The organism is Enterobacter cloacae complex sp. P13B, assembly GCF_014895915.1.
Lineage (GTDB): Bacteria > Pseudomonadota > Gammaproteobacteria > Enterobacterales > Enterobacteriaceae > Enterobacter > Enterobacter bugandensis.
Window position 1 is genome coordinate 25,807 of sequence record NZ_JADBQN010000007.1, and the last position, 19,116, is coordinate 44,922.

A 19,116-nucleotide genomic window follows, 5' to 3' on the forward strand; every position below is an offset into this window, starting at 1 on the left:
GCTATTGTTAAAATAGTCAGGATAATTTCGGGGTGTTACTAATTTAAAGGCATAGCTACCGCACGAGCCCTTCAGAATAAGGCCCAGCGTCTTCCTGACATATTTTGACAAACGGTAAACAAGTTTACATGAGCTTTGCTTCAATTCAATATTTACCGCAGCGTAAGTGGTGGTAATTGAAGCAGCCAAAACATTATAGGAATAATCTGATAAAAAAACCCGACATGGCCTGGATCTACTTATTTCAACACCTGCTAATGATATAACACACTGTTATTAAAGCACAAAATTCAAAAGAGAACGGATTTCATTAACGCAATAACGCTATTATCGCCACTACCATAATTAGTAGAAATGTTGTTTTGGTGATATCAGAAGAAGATATCGACGATGAATTATCTGTTGCACTAACAGGGTATGTTTAATATTGCCGCATCACCTGACCACACCATCGCTATTTAACTTATTGACTGCGCCTTTAATTTCACGACTCAAAATAACTTATATTTCATGTTGTAATAATAACCCTGTAAGTGATTATACATTTCCATTAATCATTAAGCCTGAGTAAACCTTCTCGTCACTATTTCGAATACCGACGTTGCTACAGCGCCTGTCAGCCGCCACGTTTCCACTTTAGAGCGACCGTCTCTTTCATTCGAAATTTTACCTGCGCTACATGCTTTCTCTCTCGACGCTATCTATCCTGCCTACCGGATGATAGATACAATTTATTATTAAAATGATAAAATTTCGTTATAATTTCTTTAAATAGTTGCATGCCAACATTCTTAACTCATTGTTATAAAGATAATTACAGGCAAGAGCCGTAACTCGACCGCGTGGATTTCCATCTCCGCCAGTCATTGCTTTTGCTTATTACCCAGCCGTTGCGCGACCAAACACGTCAGGAGTCAGTATGAACACGAAAAGACGCTCAGTTCCCGGTATCAGACACTACGATGGTCCTGCCGGCGGCTGGGGCGCGTTGAAGGCGACGGCCATTGCGGTACGTACCCAAATGGATACCCTGGACGCTCCCGCGACGCTGCTGCGTACCAACCAGCCGGACGGTTTTGACTGCCCCGGCTGCGCGTGGCCCGATAAAGAGCACAAGTCGACATTCCAGTTCTGCGAGAACGGCGCGAAAGCGGTGACCTGGGAAGCGACCAGTAAGCGCGTGACGCCCGATTTTCTGGCGGAAAACAGCGTCTCCTCGCTGCTGGCCAAATCGGACTTTGAGCTGGAAGGTTACGGTCGTCTGACGCATCCCCTGCGCTATGACCGGGCCAGCGATACCTTCCGGCCCGTCGACTGGGACGAGGCGTTTCAACGCATCGGGGAAATATTGCGCGGGCTCGAACCGGACCAGGTCGAGTTCTATACTTCCGGGCGCGCCTCCAACGAAGCGGCGTATCTGTTCCAGCTGTTCGCCCGCGAGTACGGCACCAATAATTTCCCGGACTGCTCGAATATGTGTCACGAGGCCACCAGCGTCGGCTTGCCGCGCTCCATCGGAATTGGGAAAGGCACCGTCTCGCTGGACGATTTTGACAAGACTGAGCTGGTGATCTCCATCGGTCACAACCCCGGCACCAACCATCCGCGAATGATGGGTACCCTGCACGAGCTGGCGCGTCGCAATGTGCCGATTATCGTTTTCAACCCGCTGCGCGAGCGCGCCCTCGAACGTTTTGCCGACCCGCAAAGCGTGATTGAAATGGCAACCTATGGCTCTACGGACATCGCCTCGACCTACTTCCAGGTGAAGGCCGGGGGCGATGCCGCCGCGCTGAAAGGCATAGCTAAACACCTTCTGGAGATGGAGGCCGAACGCGGTGACGTGCTCGACCGCGCGTTTATTGCAGAACACACCCGGGGTATTGAAGATTTTGCCGCCGATATTGCGCAGACCCGCTGGGACGACATTGAGCGCGAATCGGGGCTCAGCCAGGCGGCGCTCAAAAAGGTGGCCGAGGCCTATGCCAAATCAAACGCCACCATCATTACTTACGGAATGGGGATTACCCAGCACAATAAAGGCACGGCGAACGTCCGCCTGATTGCTGACCTGCTGCTTCTGCGCGGGAATATCGGCAAGCCCGGCGCGGGGATCTGCCCCCTGCGCGGCCACTCTAACGTTCAGGGGAACCGGACCGTCGGGATTAGCGAGAAGCCTGCCCCGGCCTTCCTGAACCGCCTGAAAGAGGTGTTTGGCTTTGAGCCCCCTTCCCGTCACGGACACGATGCGGTGCAGGCGACGCAGGCCATGATCGACGGTCGCGCAAAAGCGCTCATTTGCCTCGGCGGTAACTTTGCCGTCGCAATGCCCGACCACGAGAACGGTTTCCCGGCGATGGGTAACCTGGATCTGAGCGTGCACGTCGGGACCAAGCTGAACCGTACCCATCTGCTGGTGGGTAAAGAGACCTTTATTTTCCCGTGTCTCGGCCGCACGGAGCTGGATATGCAGGCCACCGGCCGTCAGTCCATCACCGTCGAAGACTCCATGTCGATGGTGCATGCTTCCTCCGGCAAGCTGAAACCCGCCTCGCCGTTGCTCCGTTCGGAGCCTGCCATCGTCGCTGGCCTCGCAAAGGCTACCCTGCCGGAAACACGCGTGGACTGGCTGACGCTGGTCGAGGATTACGACCGCATCCGCGATTTGATCGAGCAGACCATTCCGGGCTTTGAGAACTACAATGCGCGGATCCGTGTTCCCGGCGGCTTCCGCATGCCGCTGCCTCCGACACAGCGTATCTGGCCCACCGCAACGGGCAAAGCGATGTTCTCGGTATTCGACGGCGTACAGGAAAACGCCAGCGGTGAAGGCGAGCATGTGCTGCGCCTGATCACGCTGCGCAGCCACGACCAGTACAACACCACCATTTACGCCCTGGACGATCGCTACCGTGGCGTATTTGGCCGCCGCGACGTGCTGTTTATGAACGAAGAAGATATGGCGCAGTCAGGGCTGGAACACGGCGATCGCGTGGATATCGAAACCGCCCTACCCGGCAGCGCGCAGCGGCTGGAAGATATTACGGTGGTGGCGTACAACATCGCCCCGGGCTCCGTCGGCGCGTATTACCCGGAGGCCAACGTGCTGGTACCGCTCAATTATCTCGATAAGGACAGCGGTACGCCGTCGTATAAATCGGTTCCGGTTCGCATTACCCTGCGCTCGAAAGAGATCCGCATGCTGTAAGGCTTTACGCGCAGAGAAGAGTGATGGACATAAAACAGATAAAATATTTACTCGCGCTCGACGAGACCCGCCACTTTGGTAAAGCGGCATTGCGGTGCAACATCACCCAGCCGACCCTCTCCATGCGCATCCGCAGCCTGGAAGAGGAGCTGGGGCTGGTGCTGATCGTGCGCGGGCAGCGCTTTGAAGGGTTTACGCCGGAGGGAGAGCGCATCCTCGCATGGGCGCGCGCGCTTCTTGCCGCACACGACGGATTGCAGGCGGAAGCCGCGCTGTGTAAAGGCCAGGTGGTGGGAGAACTCCGTCTGGGGATGGTGCCGCTGGCGAGCGTGGATCCGATGATCTTTATCCGCCTGCTGACGCAAAAGTACCCGGAGCTGACCTACAGCCTCTATTCTATGTCTTCGGCGCAGATTGCCGACGGCGTCAGCCGCAATCAGCTTGAGCTGGGGGTTTGCTACCTGAACAGCATCGACACCAGCCTGTTTGACATTATCCGGTTGCCAGAAACGAAGATGGGCCTGCTCCACGACACCCGTCATTTCCAGCTTACCCCGGAGACGCTGACCTGGCACGACCTGACGGATTTTCCGCTGGGGTTCCTGACCAAAGGGATGCACTACCGGGCGCATATGGAGGCCAGCTTTAAAGCTGCTGGCATCGAACCGACGGCCGTTTTTGAGAGCGACTCCACGTTCCAGATCATTCAGGCGGTTCAGAGCGGCGTATGCTGCGCCGTGATGCCGCTGAATAACGGGCTGGAAGCCCTGAACAGCACTTTCAGGATTGTCCCCATCGCCGACGCGAACATTGAGGCTCCCATCGGCCTGATTATGCGCAGGCAGAAACCCGTCTCTTCGCTGGCGCTGCGCTGCTTTACCGACGCGCAGGCGATTTATCACGCGGACAAGGAGGCGTAAGCCTGCCGCGACACCACGCTAAAACCGCCGATCAGCACTGCGGCGCAGACCTCCCGGTAATCCGGCGCACTCACCAGCTCGCGCAGCGCATCGCGAATGGCGCTGAGCGTTTCGGGGGACGTGCGTCGCGACGTGATTAATGGCAGCCCTGGCGTCAGCGGCGTTCGATCGAACGCCGCCAGCCCCGCAAGCCGTTCCGGCTCATGACGCTCCAGCAGCGCCCAGGTCACGCAGTCGATGGCGGCGATATCGCTCTTCCCGCGCTGCACGTCAATCAGCGACTGACGGTGGCTACCGCTGAAGGACGTTTGTGAAAAAAATGGTCCGTCTACAATCAGGGGAGCCACCTTTTTTCGCAGCGCGTTATAGCCGGATTGCGAGTCTTCCGAATTACAAACCGCCCGACGTCCGCGGAAATCCGCCAGCGTGAGATGCCTTTCCTCCGCGCGCGCTACCAGAAAACTGCGGTACTGGCTCCCTTCGCAGCCCGCGGCGGTATAGTGAAAACAGCCCACCACCTGTACCTCCGGGAGCTGCGTCACCAGCGGGTAGCCGCATGTCTGGCTGAGGATAAGCTCAGGCTGTTGCCAGTGGGCCAGCAGGTCAGACTCCGGCCAGCCGGGAGTACCACCGACGGGCACGCCACGCGCGGCCAGCAGATGCTGAACCGCCAGCCAGAGCGCGCGGGTATCGCCGCGATCCACGGCGTACATGGGAAACGCCAGCAGGTTACTCATACCTCTCCTCCTGTTGTTTTCCGGGATGGACGGTGACCTCCACTGGCCGGGTCCAGAACTGGCGTAGCCATTCACCGTAGCCCCGGACCACAAAGCCGTGGTTACGCTGCCGGTACGCCTCCCGGTTTTGCCGGTAGATCGTCGGCAACCCGTACCAGGGAACGCCCGGTAAATCGTGGTGAATAGAATGGTAGTTGAGATTCAAAAACAGCACCCGCCAGACTAGCCCGGCCTCGTTAATCACCGAGCGCGCGAGCGGATCGTCTGCCGCCCGATGTTCGTAGAACGAGCGGACCTTGGTCAGCGCCAGCGCCGGATAGCTTACCGCCAGCACAAACCAGACGGGCGAAAAGCCGTGATGCACCATCCACGCGAAAAGTGCCGCCAGCAGCAGAGCGTGAACCAGCCACATCGCCATCGCCCGCAGGTGAAAATGACGAAACGCCGCCCCGGCGCTGCCCAGCGTCTGGACGATATCCAGCAGCGGCGCCAGCAGAAGCCGCCCGGCAAAGGTATTCCGGGCCCGGATCAGGCGCTTCTGCCACGGGGAAAAGCGCGCCCAGCTCGCCTCGGTGAAATAATACGACTCCGGGTCATCCACCGGATCGGTCAGGCTATCGTACCGATGGTGGGCCAGATGGGAATCCCGGTACAGGCCGTATGGATACCAGACCGCCAGAGGGAGCGTGCCGAACAGCTGGTTAAGCCAGGCAAAACGGGTGGGATGCCCGTGGATCAGCTCATGCTGTAGGGACATGTACCAGGCGGTAAACCAGATAAGCAGCAGCGTGGCGGGAAGCAGGCCGAGCGTTTGCCAGAATGTTAGGGTGGAAAACCAGCCGGTATAGATAATGACGATCAGCAGCCACGTAGGGAGTTCACTTCGCCACAGAACCCCAGATGCAAGTCGGTGGATGTGATTGCGCTGCTGCGGATGTAAATAGAGGGAGCTTCGTTTACTCATTCCTTCAGACGCCGTTTCGCCAGAGACAATGCTCTGACGATCGGGGATAACGCCTGAAATGACAAAGAACTTAAATCGCTTTGCTTTGCCGGAAACGCAGGGTCACGCCCGGCTTGACTTATTCTGTGGTAAAGGTACTTTTCAGGACATGAAGAAAATATTAATTATCGTACCTGACGGCGGCATGCTGTTTGAGGCCGCCGGTATCGCCGACATTCTGATGCAGGCCAACCGGCTGCATCCGGAAGGGCTTACCCAGCCCCGCTACCGTATCATCATTGCCACCACGCAGCCCCACCAGGTGATCCACGGCCAGTCTGGCCTGAACCTGCTGGCGGACTATCGTCTGCCGGAGCTGGATCCGCGCGAACCGCTGGACACCATTATCATCACCGGACGCGGGATCAACGAGCAGGAGAGCACGGCGGTGGTGGACTGGCTGCACCTCGCTGCCCCGCACGCCCGGCGGGTCGCCTCCATTTGCGGGGGCGCGATGCTGCTTGCCCAGACCGGCTTGCTGGACGGCCGCCGCGCAACCACCCACTGGCGGCTGCTGGAGACGATGCAAGCCCAGTACCCGGCTATCCACGTCGAAGGCGGCCCGCTGTATATTCAGGATGGCCCCATCTGGACCTCCGGCGGCGTGAGTTCCGGGTTCGATCTGACCCTGGCGCTGGTGGAAGACGACTACGGATTTACCCTCGCCCGCGACGTGGCGCAGGATATGGTGATGTATCTGCGTCGCCCCGGCGGACAGCTGCAGTTCAGCCGCTATAGCCTGCAGCAGTCTGGCGCATCGGGGCCTATCAGCGAACTGCAAACCTGGATCCTGCAGAACCTCACCGCCGACCTGTGCGTGGAAAATTTGGCCGAAAAGGTGGCGATGAGCCCGCGCAATTTCACCCGGGTTTTTACCCGCGACGCGGGCGTCTCGCCTGCCCGTTACGTGACGGAAGCGCGCCTGGCCGCCGCCCGACAGCTGCTTGAGCAGACCCATGATCCCCTTGAGCGGGTTGCCGAGCAAAGCGGGTTTGGCACCAGCATTAACCTGCGCCGCGTGTTTGAGAAACAGCTCCACCTCACGCCAGGCGAGTACCGCCAGCGCTTCCACTGCCGCAAGATGGCGTAATCTGATCCTTTTTTGTCGTTTACGCCAACCGGCCCCGCGCCTACAGTGACTCCAGACAACAGAGATAAGGAGTGCACCATGGTTAAGGTCGGTATTAACGGTTTCGGCCGTATCGGACGTAATTTCCTACGTGCGGCGCTGGGTAACCCGGATCTTCAGATTGTGGCCATTAACGATCTGACGGACAGTAAAACCCTCGCCCACCTGCTGAAACATGATTCCCTTCTGGGCAAACTGCCCGCGCCCGTTGAAGCGGCTGACGGCGCGCTGCAGGTGGACGGTCAGCGGATTGTGGTGTTTAGCGAACGCGATCCGGCAAATATTCCGTGGCGCGATGTTGGTGTTGACGTGGTAATTGAGGCCACCGGCTTCTTTACCGATCGGGAAAAAGCGGCGGTGCACGTCACGCAGGGTGGCGCAAAGCGCGTCATCATCTCCGCGCCCGGCAAGAATGACGATCTGACGGTTGTGATGGGAGTGAACCACGATCGCTACGACCCGGCTCAGCACGTGGTCGTCAGTAACGGGAGCTGTACCACTAACGGTCTGGCGCCGGCGGCTCAGGTGCTGCATCAGCAGTTCGGGATCGAGCATGGTCTGATGAACACGACGCACGCCTACACCAACAGCCAGGCGCTGCACGACCAGCCGGAAAAAGATCTGCGCGGCGCGCGCGCGGCGGCGCTGTCGATTGTGCCTTACTCCAGCGGCGCGGCGAAAGCGCTGGGCAAAGTGATCCCCTCCCTGGACGGCAAGCTGACCGGGTACTCCCTGCGCGTGCCGGTGCCGGTGGTGTCGATTGTGGATTTAACGGTAACGCTCAGCCGTAGCGTAACCGCCGAAGAGGTGAATGAGGCGTTCCTCAACGCGGCCGCCAGCGGGCCTCTGAAAGGGATCCTGGGCTATAGCGATGAACCGCTGGTCTCCAGCGACTACCAGGGCGACCCGCGCTCCTCCATTATCGACGGGCTTTCCACGCTGGTGATTGGCGGGAACATGGTGAAGATCCTGGCGTGGTATGACAACGAGTGGGGCTTCTCTAACCGCCTGGTGGATCTGGCGGTGCTCATGGATAAGAAAGGGCTGTAAGCCTGGAGCCGGGTGGCGCGAACGCTCACCCGGCAAAAAATCATTCCGCTTTCACTTTCACGCCCATCAACACAATCACCATCGCCGTCACCAGCAGGAACCCGCTTCCGGCGAATACGCCGCTGGCACCGTTAAGGTCAAATACCGCCCCGCCCCCGGCCGCACCGGCGCTTATCGCCAGCTGGATTGAGGCCACCAGCAGCCCCCCTGCACTTTCGGCTTCATCCGGAACGGTGGTGGCAAGCCAGGTTGACCAGCCCACCGGAACCAGACCAAACGCAAAGCCCCACAGCGCCACCAGGAACCCGTCCAGCATTGCCAGATGGCCAAACGCCACCATCGTCAGCGCCAGTATGCCCATGGCGAACGGCACCAGCGCCAGCGTCAGGCGCAGATTACGTGCCAGCAGATGTCCGGCAACGGAAGTACCGACAAAGTTCGCCAGCCCAAAGCCCAGCAGGATCAGTGAAATGGTCTCAACGTTCGCCTGCCCCACCGTTTCCAGGAACGGGCGCAGGTAGGTAAAGAAGGCGAAATGGCCGCTGAAGATCAGAATAGTGGCCAGCATGCCGCCGATCATGCCCGGTCGACGCAGCACGCGGAACAGCGTGCTGAGGCTACCGCTGCTCTCGGGCTTCATGGACGGCAGCACCCAGATCTGCCACAGCAGCGCCAGTACGCTCGGCAGTATGCAGAGCACAAAGACGTTGCGCCAGCCGATCAGGCTACCCAGATAGCTCCCCAGCGGGGCAGCAACTACGGTGGCAATCGACACGCTGGAGAAGATCACCGCCAGCGCCTTCGGCACTTTATCCGTCGGAACCAGGCGCATCGTGGTGGCCGTCGACATCGCCCAGAAGCCACCGATGGCGACCCCTAACAGCAGGCGCCCCATCAGCAGGACGTGCAGCGTAGGCGCAAAGGCCACCAGCAGGCTGGAGATGATTTGCAGCACGGAGAAAAACATCAGTACCCAGCGACGGTCGATACTTTTGGTCGCCGGCGTAATCAGAAGCCCGGTGACCAGCGCCACCAGCGCGGTGGCGGTGACGGCCTGCCCGGCCATGCCCTCGCTGACGCCCAGACTCGCGGCCATCGGCGTCAGCAAACTGGCTGGCAGGAACTCAGCCGTTATCAACCCAAACACGCCCAGCCCCAGTGAATAGACGGCCCGCCAGGCGGGTCTGGCTGGCGCCACGGCCTCTCTCGCCACGACACATGAATTCATCTGTTGTTCTCCCGTTATAAAAATGTGACAACTGTCGCAAAAGCATAGAGGGTTCACCGTGGACGATCTATGACATATAATCTCCACTTATTGATTATTCGTCCGGAGTTGCGCCATGACCGTTCAGTCCCCCGATTTGATCAGCGAACTCTTACGCGGCATGCGCCTGTCGGGCGTGAAATACCGACGGATTGAAGCCAGCGCGCCGTTTGGCGTGGCGTTCCACCAGGCGCCCGGTAAGGCGCAGTTCCATTTTGTGAGCCACGGTAGCGCCCTGCTGCGTATGGAGAGCGGTGCGACCTTCGAACTGAGCGGCGGCGACGCGCTGTTTATTCCTGGCGGGAATGCCCACGCCCTGCTCTCTGACGCGCAGGCAGCCATTACCCCGGTGAACGCTTTTCCGAGCGAACCCATCTGCGGTTCGGTGTGCGCCATTACCTGCGAGCCCTGTCCGGAGAGCGAGAACACCATCATCTTTAGCGGGTGCATGGATTTTGAGCTCGGCGGGATGCAGCCGCTGATCAAAGCAATGCCGGAAGTGATGATGGTCAGCCGGCTGATGTCCACCTGGCCGGAAATTCATCCGCTACTGGCGGCGATGGAGCGAGAATCCATGACCCGTCAGGCCGGGTTCGCCGGGATCCTTGCCCGGCTGGCTGATGTGGTGGCGGCGTTAATTGTGCGCGGCTGGGTTGAGGGCGGCTGCGGTAAAGCCACCGGCTGGGTGCAGGTTTTACGCGACCCGCGCCTGAGCCGGGCCATTTACGCCATGCACCAGCAGCCTGGCCTGAACTGGAGCGTGGCGGATCTGGCGAAAGAAGCGGGCACCTCACGCTCCGTGTTTGCCGAACGGTTTCTGGCCGCGACGGGGACGACCCCGGCAAAGTATCTCAGCGAACTGAGAATGCGGCTGGCGATTCAGTACATTCGTCACGAAAATCAGCCGATTGAAACGGTCGCCCTGCGGCTGGGTTACGGATCGCTGGCGGCGTTTAGCCGGGCCTTTAAGCGCATCATTGGCCATGCGCCGGGCACGCTGCGGGAAGCCGGCCAGACGCCGGAAGAGGTCTGAGAGCGCGGCAATATTTAACGCGAAGCGGGCAATATTCGTCTAAGGTTTTCAGGTGATTGACAACAGCGGTCACGCTGTTTAGTGAAGACAGGAGACGAACTCATGATAAGACCTCGTACACTACGCCCCGCCTTTTTGCCCCTTGCGTTAGGTGGCGCGCTGCTCGGCGTAACGACATTGGGATATGCCGACGATAGCCCCACCGCCCAGACAACTTCACCCGATATTTTACTGGGCCCCCTGTTTAACGATGTGCAGAGTGCCAAACTGTTTCCCGATCAGAAAACCTTTGCCGATGCCGTTCCCAAAAGCGACCCGCTGATGATTCTGGCGGATTACCGGATGCAGCACACCCAGACAAGCTTTGACCTGCGCCACTTTGTGGAGATGAACTTCACGCTGCCTGCGGAAGGTGAAAAATATGTGCCGCCTGCGGGACAAAGCTTACGTGAGCACATTGACGACCTCTGGCCTGTGCTGACGCGCACCACGGATAAAGCCAGTAACAAATGGGATTCCCTGCTGCCGTTACCGAAACCTTACGTTGTGCCCGGCGGGCGCTTCCGCGAGGTCTACTACTGGGATAGCTATTTCACCATGCTGGGCCTGGCGGAGAGCGGCCACTGGGACAAAATCAGCGATATGGTGGATAACTTTGCGTATGAGATTGATACCTTCGGCCATATCCCCAACGGCAACCGCAGCTACTACCTGAGCCGCTCCCAGCCGCCGTTCTTCTCACTGATGGTTGAGTTGCTGGCGACGCATGACAAAGACGCGCTGAAAAAATACCGTCCACAAATGGAAAAAGAGTACACCTACTGGATGGAGGGTGTAGAAAGCCTTCAGCCTGGGCAGGCTAACCAGCGCGTGGTGAAGCTCGATGACGGTTCCGTACTCAACCGCTACTGGGACGATCGCGATACCCCGCGCCCGGAGTCCTGGCTTGACGATATCACCACGGCGAAGAGCAACCCTAACCGGCCTGCGACGGAGATCTACCGCGATTTGCGCTCCGCAGCGGCCTCGGGCTGGGACTTTAGCTCCCGCTGGATGGACGACCCGCAAAAGCTCGGCACCATCCGCACCACCAGCATTGTGCCCGTCGATCTGAACGCCCTGATGTTTAAAATGGAAAAACTGCTCGCGCGAGCAGGCCAGGAGGCGGGCGACAGCGCGGCGGCGAGTAAATACGAGGCATTAGCAACCGCGCGTCAAAAAGCCATTGAGCGCCACCTGTGGAACGATAAAGAGGGCTGGTACGCCGATTACGATCTCAAGAGTAAGAAGGTGCGCAACCAGCTCACGGCAGCGGCCCTCTTCCCACTCTACGTGAAGGCGGCGGCACAGGATCGCGCCGATAAAGTGGCCGCGGCCACCTCCGCGCGCCTGTTGAAGCCGGGCGGTATTACCACCACCACCATCAACAGCGGCCAGCAGTGGGATGCGCCAAACGGCTGGGCACCGCTGCAGTGGGTGGCAACGGAAGGGTTGCAGAACTATGGGCAGGATAAGGTTGCAATGGACGTGACCTGGCGCTTCCTGAAGAACGTTCAGCACACTTATGACCGCGAGAAGAAGCTGGTGGAGAAATATGATGTCTCTTCTACCGGTACCGGCGGTGGCGGCGGTGAATATCCGCTCCAGGATGGGTTCGGCTGGAGTAACGGCGTGACGCTGAAAATGCTGGATCTGGTTTGTCCGAAAGAGAAACCGTGCGACAGCGTGCCGGAAAATCAGCCTGCGGCGAACGATGAGGCTGCGCCGGTGAAAGCTTCGGCGCAGTAAGGGAGTATTGCCGGGTGATGGCTACGCCTTACCCGGCCTTCATTTTGAACTCACAGGGATTTAGAAGCTGTAACTCGCCCCTAGCTGATACGTCCTGTCACGCCCAATCCAGCAGTTAGTCGCATCGTAGCAGGTCAGCGTCTCTTTATTGGTGATGTTCTGCATACTTGCCTTAAGCGTCAGCCCCGCCAGCGAAGGCAGAATTTCGCCCATCCGGTACGACGCCGCCAGATCGTACTGCGTAGTGCCCCCCAGCTTACCCGCATCGTTAGACGGTGAAATCTCCATCGGCCCGGTATAGCGCGCCCCGGCGCCCAGCATCAGCCCCTTCAGCGGCGTGCTCTCGAAGGTGTAGTCCCCCCACAGGTTGAACGCATTTTCCGGCACCTGAGTAGGACGCTTGCCCTGGTATTTATCATCTTCGGTATTAATTACGTGGGTGTAGGCATAGTTGGCAATCAGCGTCAGGTTGTCCGTCGGGCGGCTGATGGCGGAGAGCTCCGCGCCTTTGGATTCCACTTCACCAGTCTGACGGTAGTTCAGGAAGCCCGGGTCGGAGGTGACGACGTTTTTCTGCCGGATGTTAAACACCGAGGCGGTAAACGTCGTGGCGTACTCTGCCAGCAGATATTTTACCCCGCCTTCCACCTGCTTGCTGGTGGTTGGCTTGACGTCTTTCGCCGTGAGCGTCCCCTGCGGCGAGACCGGTGCAAAACCTTCTGAATAGCTGATAAACGGCGAAATACCGTTATCGAAGGCGTAAAGCGCCCCCAGGCGTTTGGTAACGCGATCCTGCGATACCCAGGCCTTATCGCCGTTTTGCAGGTAATCGGTGGTGACGGAGCGGTAATCGTCGTAGCGCAGGCTGCCCAACAGACTTAAGCCGCCAAATTCCACCTGATCCTGCAGGTAGTACCCGTTCTGCTGGTAGCTGAGGCGGTTTTTCTGGGCGGTGTAAAGCCCCAGCGCGCTTTCGTGGATTTGCGAATAGTCCGGATTACGCATATCCATGCCCGGCGTAGTCGACGCGTAGCGGTAGTGGAAATGGGAGTTCAGCCTCTGATAGTCAAACCCGGCCAGCAGATGGTGTTTCCAGTCGCCCAGCGCAACGGTTTTAGTCACCTGGTTGTCGATGTTGAAGCTCTTAAGATCTTCATCGGTGGTATAGGCAAAGCGGTTAAGCTGATAGACCTCACTTCCCGTTCCCGTCGCGTAGACGCTGTTCTGGTGGGTATCGACGTCGAAATAGCGCGCTTTCTGATTAAAGCCCCAGCCGCTGTCAAACTCGTGTTCGAAGCTGTAGCCCAGCATCCACTGCCGCTGCTTAAACCCGCTCCACTCCTCTCCGGCGTAATCCCGGCGATCGGCATATTTGGACCGCAGATAAGCGAGCGGCAGCGGGTTAGACGGCGTCAGGCTCGGGGAGTTTTGCGCCAGCGCATCCAGGGTGAGGCGGGTTTTACCGTCGGGTTGCCATGTAACGGATGGGGCGACCAGATAATTTTCATAGCGGCTGGTGTGCGGCTGATCGTCATTCTCCGTCGCCTTACCCAGCAGGCGGTAATTCCAGTCGCTGTCGGCAATTTGTCCGGTCGAATCGAGATAGCCTTCTTTCAGATTACGGTTCCCGGTATTAAAACCGACCTCGGTTCGGGCTTCCCGCTGCGGCTTTTTACTTTGAATATTTACCAGCCCGCCCGGCGAACCGCCGCCGTAAAGCACCGATGAAGGCCCTTTCAGGATATCGACGCTCTCTATTAACAGCGGATCGATGCGCGCCTTGGTGTTACCGGTGACGTTATAGGGTAGCTGCAGCCCGTTGTAAAACTCCTGATCAACGGTAAAGCCACGAATTTTGTATTCGCTCATATAGGAGGTATTCCCCCGCACCTCGGTTGAGACGCCTGGGGCATAGCGCAGGATTTCATTCACGGAGTTCGCGTGACGCTTTTCGATCTCCGGCGCAGAGAGCGTGTTGATAACCTGCGGCGTTTTACTTTCGGCAAAGGCCGATTTGGTGGCGCTGTTGGTCCAGGCCGGCAGCGCGCTGCCTTGCTCTGAGCCCGTGACGACAATGGTTGATTCTTCGGCGAAAGCCTGGACCTGCAATGCCAGCGTGACGGCACCCGCCAGGGTGCATAACGTAAAACGTGAGGAGTTCATAATGTCGTCTTGTTATTACATGCAATACGGAACGACAATTATTATCATTTAGATTAGCAAATCAATATAGCGGCAAAAAAAACGGCCCTCCGCAGAGAGCCGTTCTGTCATTTTATGCTCGTCGCAGTAATCTGAATATGCCCAGCACGACAATGGCTCCCACGACAGCGACCAGGAAACTGTGCATGTCGAAACCACTGATGTCACCACCAAAACCAAACATCGTCGCCAGCCAGCCACCTACAACCGCACCAACGACCCCGAGTACGCAGGTCAAAATAAAGCCGCCGCCATCGTTTCCCGGCATGATCAGTTTTGCGATAGCGCCGGCAATAAGGCCAAAGATAATCCAGGCGATGATACCCATAGCAATGCCCTCTTGCAGATTAAACGCATGTGCAGAAAACCTTCTGCACAGCTAACTTAAGTATAGGTCATCACCGGAAAACCAGTTTCGTCTCACCGACTTATCCTGCGGACAACGGTAAAAAAATCTCACCGGTTTGTATTAAGTTTGAGGGTGGATTGCCGATAACACTAAGACAGTCTGTCATCGATCAAGGAGCCATCCGGCGTGAGTCATTACAGTGAGCAGTTCCTCAAGCAAAATCCGCTGGCTGTATTAGGGGTATTACGCGACCTGCAAAAAGGCGAAGTGCCGCTGCGCATCAGCTGGTCGAATAATCAGTTTATCAGCAAGATCCTTGACGTCTCGCAGGAGAGGCTGGTTATTGACCTGGGCAGCCTGGAGTATGAAAACCGCGCGGCGCTGAAAGCAGAGAATATCGTGGTCATGGCCGAAACCCATGGGGCCAAAGTGGAATTTGTCCTGCCGCGACTGGAACTGAGCGAATACCAGGGACTTCCGGCTTTTGTTACCCTCCTTCCTGGCAACCTCTGGTTTGTCCAGCGCCGTGAATATTTCCGCATCAGCGCCCCGCTTCATCCTGCCTATTTTTGTAAGGCTAAAATGCCGGACAAAAAAGAGATCCGCTTCCGTCTCTTTGACCTGTCGCTGGGCGGAATGGGCGCGCTGATGGATACCCCGAAGCCGGAGGGTCTGGTAGAAGGCATGCGGTTTACGCAAATAGAACTGGATATGGCGGGCTGGGGCCGTTTTTATTTCGATGCACAGCTGATTGCCATCAGCGAGCGCACGGTGGTGGACAGCAAAAATGAAACGATTACCACGCCGCGTCTGAGCTTCCGTTTTCTGAACGTCGGGCCCGGCGCGGAGCGCGAGCTGCAGCGCATTATCTATTCGCTGGAACGGGAAGCACGGGAACGTGCGAATAAGGTTCTGTAGGAAAAGTCGGGCAGCGAGCGCCGCCCGTTTGCGGCATTACATGGCATCCATCGCTTTCTGTACTTTCCAGATATAGCGAGGCGCCTGCGGTGCCGGATGATTTTTCGCCACATGCTCGACGAACTCATCTTTGTCCATGTCGTTGATCTCCTCAATCGCCTCTTTGCGGTCAGAGGAGAAGGTTCTGAGCAGCGCCCCGGCGCCGTTCACGTACGAGACCACCAGCGCGTATTGCATCACTTCCGGATCCTCAATGCCCTTCAGCACGCCGTGTTCCAGAATGCTCAGGTAAGCGGTCCCCATAGAAATGTTGCGTTCCGGGTTCTTCAGCTCGCTGGTCGACGGCTGGCCGCTCCAGCCCATATAGCGGTAGACCTCTCTCCCCGCCGTAGAGGCTTTCAGCTGCATCAGCCCCACCGCGTTGGATTTGCTGACAAGCGTAGGATTGCCACCGGACTCCACCGCAATAATGGCGGTGATCAGCCGCGGGCTGACGCCCCACGCCTTCCCGGCTTTTTCACTGATCGGCATCCACTGCATGGCCCGTTTCACCGGCACTTCCGGATTCCAGGGCGGGTTTTGATAATCATGTTTTGAACTACAGCCAGCCAGCAAAACAATCAAAAAAGCAAACCATCTCAATTTCACGTCATCTATCCTTATAGCCGGTCATCGCGGTGCGCCGCCCTTGAAGCAGGCGGCGTATACGCGGCATGATATAGACAATTAGTTTCTCATTCAGCAAGGAATTGCCATGTCTCAGTTTCATCTCATCGCGCCATCGGGCTACTGTATTAACCAGGACGCGGCGCAGCGGGGCGTTCAGCGCTTACTGGAATCCGGCCATCAGGTAGAAAATCAGACAATTATCCCCCGCCGCCAGCAGCGTTTTGCCGGAACAGAAGCGCAGAGGCTAAATGATATCAATAGCCTGGTGAACCTGAAGGGCGAAAACCGAATAGTCCTTGCGGTGCGCGGCGGCTATGGTGCGAGCAGGCTGCTTGAGAGCATTGACTGGCAGGGCCTGGCGCAGCGCCAGCAGCAGGATCCGCTGCTGATATGCGGACACAGCGATTTCACCGCCATCCAGCTTGGTCTTCTGGCGCTGCATAACGTCATCACGTTTAGCGGCCCGATGCTGGCCGGTAACTTCGGCGCGCCGGAACTGGACGCGTTCACCGTGGAGCATTTCTGGCGCGCGCTGCGCAATCCCACCTACAGCGTGGAATGGCAAGGCAATGGACCGCACTGGGAATGTGAGGGCCAGCTCTGGGGCGGTAACCTGGCGATGCTGGTCTCGCTCATCGGCACGCCGTGGATGCCGCAAATCAAGGACGGCATTCTGGTGCTGGAGGATATTAACGAACATCCGTTCCGCGTCGAGCGCATGTTATTGCAGCTTTATCATGCCGGTATTCTCGATCGCCAGTCCGCGATCGTGCTGGGCAGCTTCAGCGGCTCTGCCCCGAATGACTATGATGCGGGCTACTCCCTGGAAACGATGGTCGATTTCATCCGCTCGCGGCTGGATATTCCGGTTATCACCGGGCTGGATTTCGGTCATGAGCAGCAGACCGTTACCCTTGCGCTGGGCGCGCAGGCGACGCTTACACATGATGTTTCGGGCAGTCGGTTAACGATCGGTGGTCATCCGGTCATAAAAGCATAAAAAACCCCCTTAATAAAACGCTGTTGCCGTTGTTAATATGTTAGGGTTTTAGTAACAGCGTTAACATTGAGGTGGGAGAAAGAGAACATTGGATGCCGCAGCGATAATCAGCCTTTTCATTTTGGGTTCTGTACTTGTAACCAGCAGTATTTTATTAAGTTCATTTTCATCGCGTCTTGGCATACCCATTCTTGTTATTTTCCTGGCCATCGGCATGCTGGCCGGTGTTGACGGCATCGGCGGTATCCCCTTCGATAACTATCCCTTCGCCTACATGGTGAGTAACCTCGCGCTGGCGGTGATCCTGCTCGACGGCGGGATGCGCACTCAGGCGAGCTCCTTCCGCGTGGCCTTAGGGCCTGCGCTGTCGCTGGCGACCGTCGGCGTGTTGATCACCTCCGGCCTCACCGGGATGATGGCCGCCTGGCTTTTCAATCTCAATCTCATGGAAGGCTTGCTGATTGGCGCAATCGTTGGCTCTACCGATGCGGCGGCGGTCTTTTCCCTGCTTGGGGGTAAAGGGCTTAACGAACGCGTTGGCTCAACGCTTGAGATTGAATCCGGCAGTAACGATCCGATGGCGGTGTTCCTGACCATCACGCTGATAGAGATGATCCAGCAGCACGAGACGGGCCTGAGCTGGATGTTTGCCCTGCATATTCTGCAGCAGTTCGGGCTGGGGATTGTCATCGGCCTGGCGGGGGGATACCTGTTACAGCAGACGATCAACCGCATTTCTCTGCCCTCGGGGCTTTACCCTCTGCTGGCGCTGAGCGGCGGCATTCTCATTTTTGCCGTTACCACCGCGCTGGACGGCAGCGGTATTCTCGCCGTCTACCTCTGCGGGTTCCTGATGGGCAACCGCCCTATTCGCAACCGTCATGCTATTTTGCAGAACTTTGACGGCCTGGCGTGGCTGGCGCAAATCGGCATGTTCCTGGTGCTGGGCCTACTGGTGACCCCGTCGGACCTGCTGCCGATCGCCGTTCCGGCGCTGCTGCTGTCGGCGTGGATGATCTTCTTCGCCCGTCCGCTCTCCGTATTTGCAGGACTGCTGCCGTTTCGCGGATTTAACCTGCGCGAGCGCGTCTTTATCAGCTGGGTCGGCCTGCGCGGCGCGGTGCCGATTATCCTTGCGGTGTTCCCGATGATGGCCGGTCTCGACAACGCGCGGCTGTTCTTCAACGTGGCGTTCTTCGTGGTGCTGATTTCCCTGCTGTTCCAGGGCACGTCGCTCGGGTGGGCGGCGAAAAAGGCCAAAGTGGTGGTGCCGCCCGTAGGCTGGCCGGTCTCCCGCGTGGGGCTGGACATTCACCCGGAAAACCCGTGGGAGCAGTTCGTCTATCAGCTGAGCGCCGACAAATGGTGCGTGGGGGCCTCGCTGCGCGATTTGCACATGCCGACTGAAACGCGCATTGCCGCCCTGTTCCGCGATAATGTCCTGCTGCACCCGACTGGCAGCACCCGCCTGCGCGAAGGGGATATTCTGTGTGTCATCGGCCGCGAGCGCGACCTGCCCGCGCTGGGCAAGCTGTTCAGCCAGTCGCCTCCCGTGGCGCTGGACCAGCGTTTCTTCGGCGATTTTATTCTGGAAGCCAGCGCCAAGTTTACGGATGTGGCGCTCATTTATGGCCTGGATGAAGGTGCAGAAGACGGTGATAACCCGCAAACGCTGGGCGAAATCATTCAGCAGCGGCTTGGCGCTGCGCCGGTTGTGGGTGACCAGGTGGAGTTTGCCGGGATGATCTGGACGGTGGCAGAAAAAGAAGATAACGCGGTGCGGAAGGTCGGTTTGAGGCCGATGGAAGAGGACGCGGAGTAGTTTTTTTACCGGGTGGCGGCT

General features: G+C 58.0%; 15 protein-coding genes. 9 read left to right on the forward strand and 6 right to left on the reverse strand.

Annotation, left to right across the window (positions count from 1 at the left end; genetic code table 11):
- Positions 1-919 precede the first annotated feature (919 nt).
- Positions 920-3,208: an FdhF/YdeP family oxidoreductase gene (locus IM273_RS04315; RefSeq protein WP_193051384.1), complete on the forward strand. Its 2,289-nt coding sequence runs from the start codon at positions 920-922 to the stop codon at positions 3,206-3,208.
- 23 nt (positions 3,209-3,231) lie between these two features.
- A complete protein-coding gene (locus tag IM273_RS04320) occupies positions 3,232-4,128 on the forward strand; it encodes a LysR family transcriptional regulator (protein ID WP_193051386.1) in 897 nt (298 codons plus the stop codon).
- On the opposite strand, the gene IM273_RS04325 is transcribed toward IM273_RS04320, so the two are convergent.
- Together IM273_RS04325 and IM273_RS04330 are read right to left on the reverse strand one after the other, a co-directional pair.
- Entirely contained in the window at positions 4,107-4,865 is a 759-nt protein-coding gene (locus tag IM273_RS04325) for a phosphate/phosphite/phosphonate ABC transporter substrate-binding protein (RefSeq protein WP_193051388.1), read from the reverse strand. The genes IM273_RS04320 and IM273_RS04325 overlap by 22 nt on opposite strands.
- Positions 4,858-5,829: a fatty acid desaturase gene (locus IM273_RS04330; RefSeq protein ID WP_193051390.1), complete on the reverse strand. Its 972-nt coding sequence runs from the start codon at positions 5,827-5,829 to the stop codon at positions 4,858-4,860. The genes IM273_RS04325 and IM273_RS04330 overlap by 8 nt, the downstream gene beginning before the upstream one ends.
- Positions 5,830-5,977: 148 nt before the next feature.
- On the opposite strand from IM273_RS04330, the gene IM273_RS04335 reads away from it, so the two are divergent.
- Both IM273_RS04335 and gap read left to right on the forward strand, forming a co-directional pair.
- Positions 5,978-6,958 carry a GlxA family transcriptional regulator gene (locus IM273_RS04335; protein WP_192971773.1) on the forward strand — a complete coding sequence of 327 codons (981 nt, stop codon included), beginning with the start codon at positions 5,978-5,980 and terminating at the stop codon, positions 6,956-6,958.
- Positions 6,959-7,036: 78 nt separating this feature from the next.
- A complete protein-coding gene (gene gap / locus IM273_RS04340) occupies positions 7,037-8,047 on the forward strand; it encodes a type I glyceraldehyde-3-phosphate dehydrogenase (RefSeq protein ID WP_193051392.1) in 1,011 nt (336 codons plus the stop codon).
- Positions 8,048-8,087: 40 nt separating this feature from the next.
- Here the strand turns inward: gap and IM273_RS04345 are convergent, their stop codons facing one another.
- Positions 8,088-9,275 carry an MFS transporter gene (locus IM273_RS04345; RefSeq protein WP_045260284.1) on the reverse strand — a complete coding sequence of 396 codons (1,188 nt, stop codon included), beginning with the start codon at positions 9,273-9,275 and terminating at the stop codon, positions 8,088-8,090.
- 115 nt (positions 9,276-9,390) lie between these two features.
- Here IM273_RS04345 and IM273_RS04350 point away from each other — a divergent pair, with 115 nt between their 5' ends.
- Together IM273_RS04350 and IM273_RS04355 are read left to right on the forward strand one after the other, a co-directional pair.
- Positions 9,391-10,347 (forward strand): AraC family transcriptional regulator, encoded by a 957-nt coding sequence (locus IM273_RS04350; RefSeq protein ID WP_047364871.1) that lies wholly within the window; start codon positions 9,391-9,393, stop codon positions 10,345-10,347.
- Between the two features lie 102 nt (positions 10,348-10,449).
- Positions 10,450-12,135, forward strand: a complete 1,686-nt coding sequence (locus tag IM273_RS04355; RefSeq protein WP_193051394.1) for an alpha,alpha-trehalase — start codon at positions 10,450-10,452, stop codon at positions 12,133-12,135.
- A 60-nt stretch (positions 12,136-12,195) separates the two neighbouring features.
- Here IM273_RS04355 and IM273_RS04360 read toward each other — a convergent pair whose 3' ends face one another.
- Positions 12,196-14,298, reverse strand: a complete 2,103-nt coding sequence (locus tag IM273_RS04360) for a TonB-dependent siderophore receptor (protein ID WP_193051396.1) — start codon at positions 14,296-14,298, stop codon at positions 12,196-12,198.
- A 112-nt stretch (positions 14,299-14,410) separates the two neighbouring features.
- On the reverse strand, positions 14,411-14,665 hold the full coding sequence (locus tag IM273_RS04365; protein ID WP_028013508.1) for a GlsB/YeaQ/YmgE family stress response membrane protein: 255 nt from the start codon (positions 14,663-14,665) through the stop codon (positions 14,411-14,413).
- A gap of 207 nt (positions 14,666-14,872) precedes the next feature.
- Between IM273_RS04365 and IM273_RS04370 the strand changes: the two genes are divergently transcribed.
- Positions 14,873-15,604 carry a flagellar brake protein gene (locus IM273_RS04370; protein ID WP_028013509.1) on the forward strand — a complete coding sequence of 244 codons (732 nt, stop codon included), beginning with the start codon at positions 14,873-14,875 and terminating at the stop codon, positions 15,602-15,604.
- A gap of 36 nt (positions 15,605-15,640) precedes the next feature.
- On the opposite strand, the gene emtA is transcribed toward IM273_RS04370, so the two are convergent.
- Positions 15,641-16,252 carry a membrane-bound lytic murein transglycosylase EmtA gene (gene emtA, locus IM273_RS04375; protein ID WP_028013510.1) on the reverse strand — a complete coding sequence of 204 codons (612 nt, stop codon included), beginning with the start codon at positions 16,250-16,252 and terminating at the stop codon, positions 15,641-15,643.
- Between the two features lie 106 nt (positions 16,253-16,358).
- Here emtA and ldcA point away from each other — a divergent pair, with 106 nt between their 5' ends.
- Positions 16,359-17,273, forward strand: coding sequence for a muramoyltetrapeptide carboxypeptidase (gene ldcA, locus IM273_RS04380; RefSeq protein WP_028013511.1), 915 nt, complete (start codon positions 16,359-16,361; stop codon positions 17,271-17,273).
- Positions 17,274-17,361: 88 nt separating this feature from the next.
- Positions 17,362-19,095 (forward strand): potassium/proton antiporter, encoded by a 1,734-nt coding sequence (locus IM273_RS04385; protein ID WP_193051398.1) that lies wholly within the window; start codon positions 17,362-17,364, stop codon positions 19,093-19,095.
- The last annotated feature ends 21 nt before the right edge of the window (positions 19,096-19,116 follow it).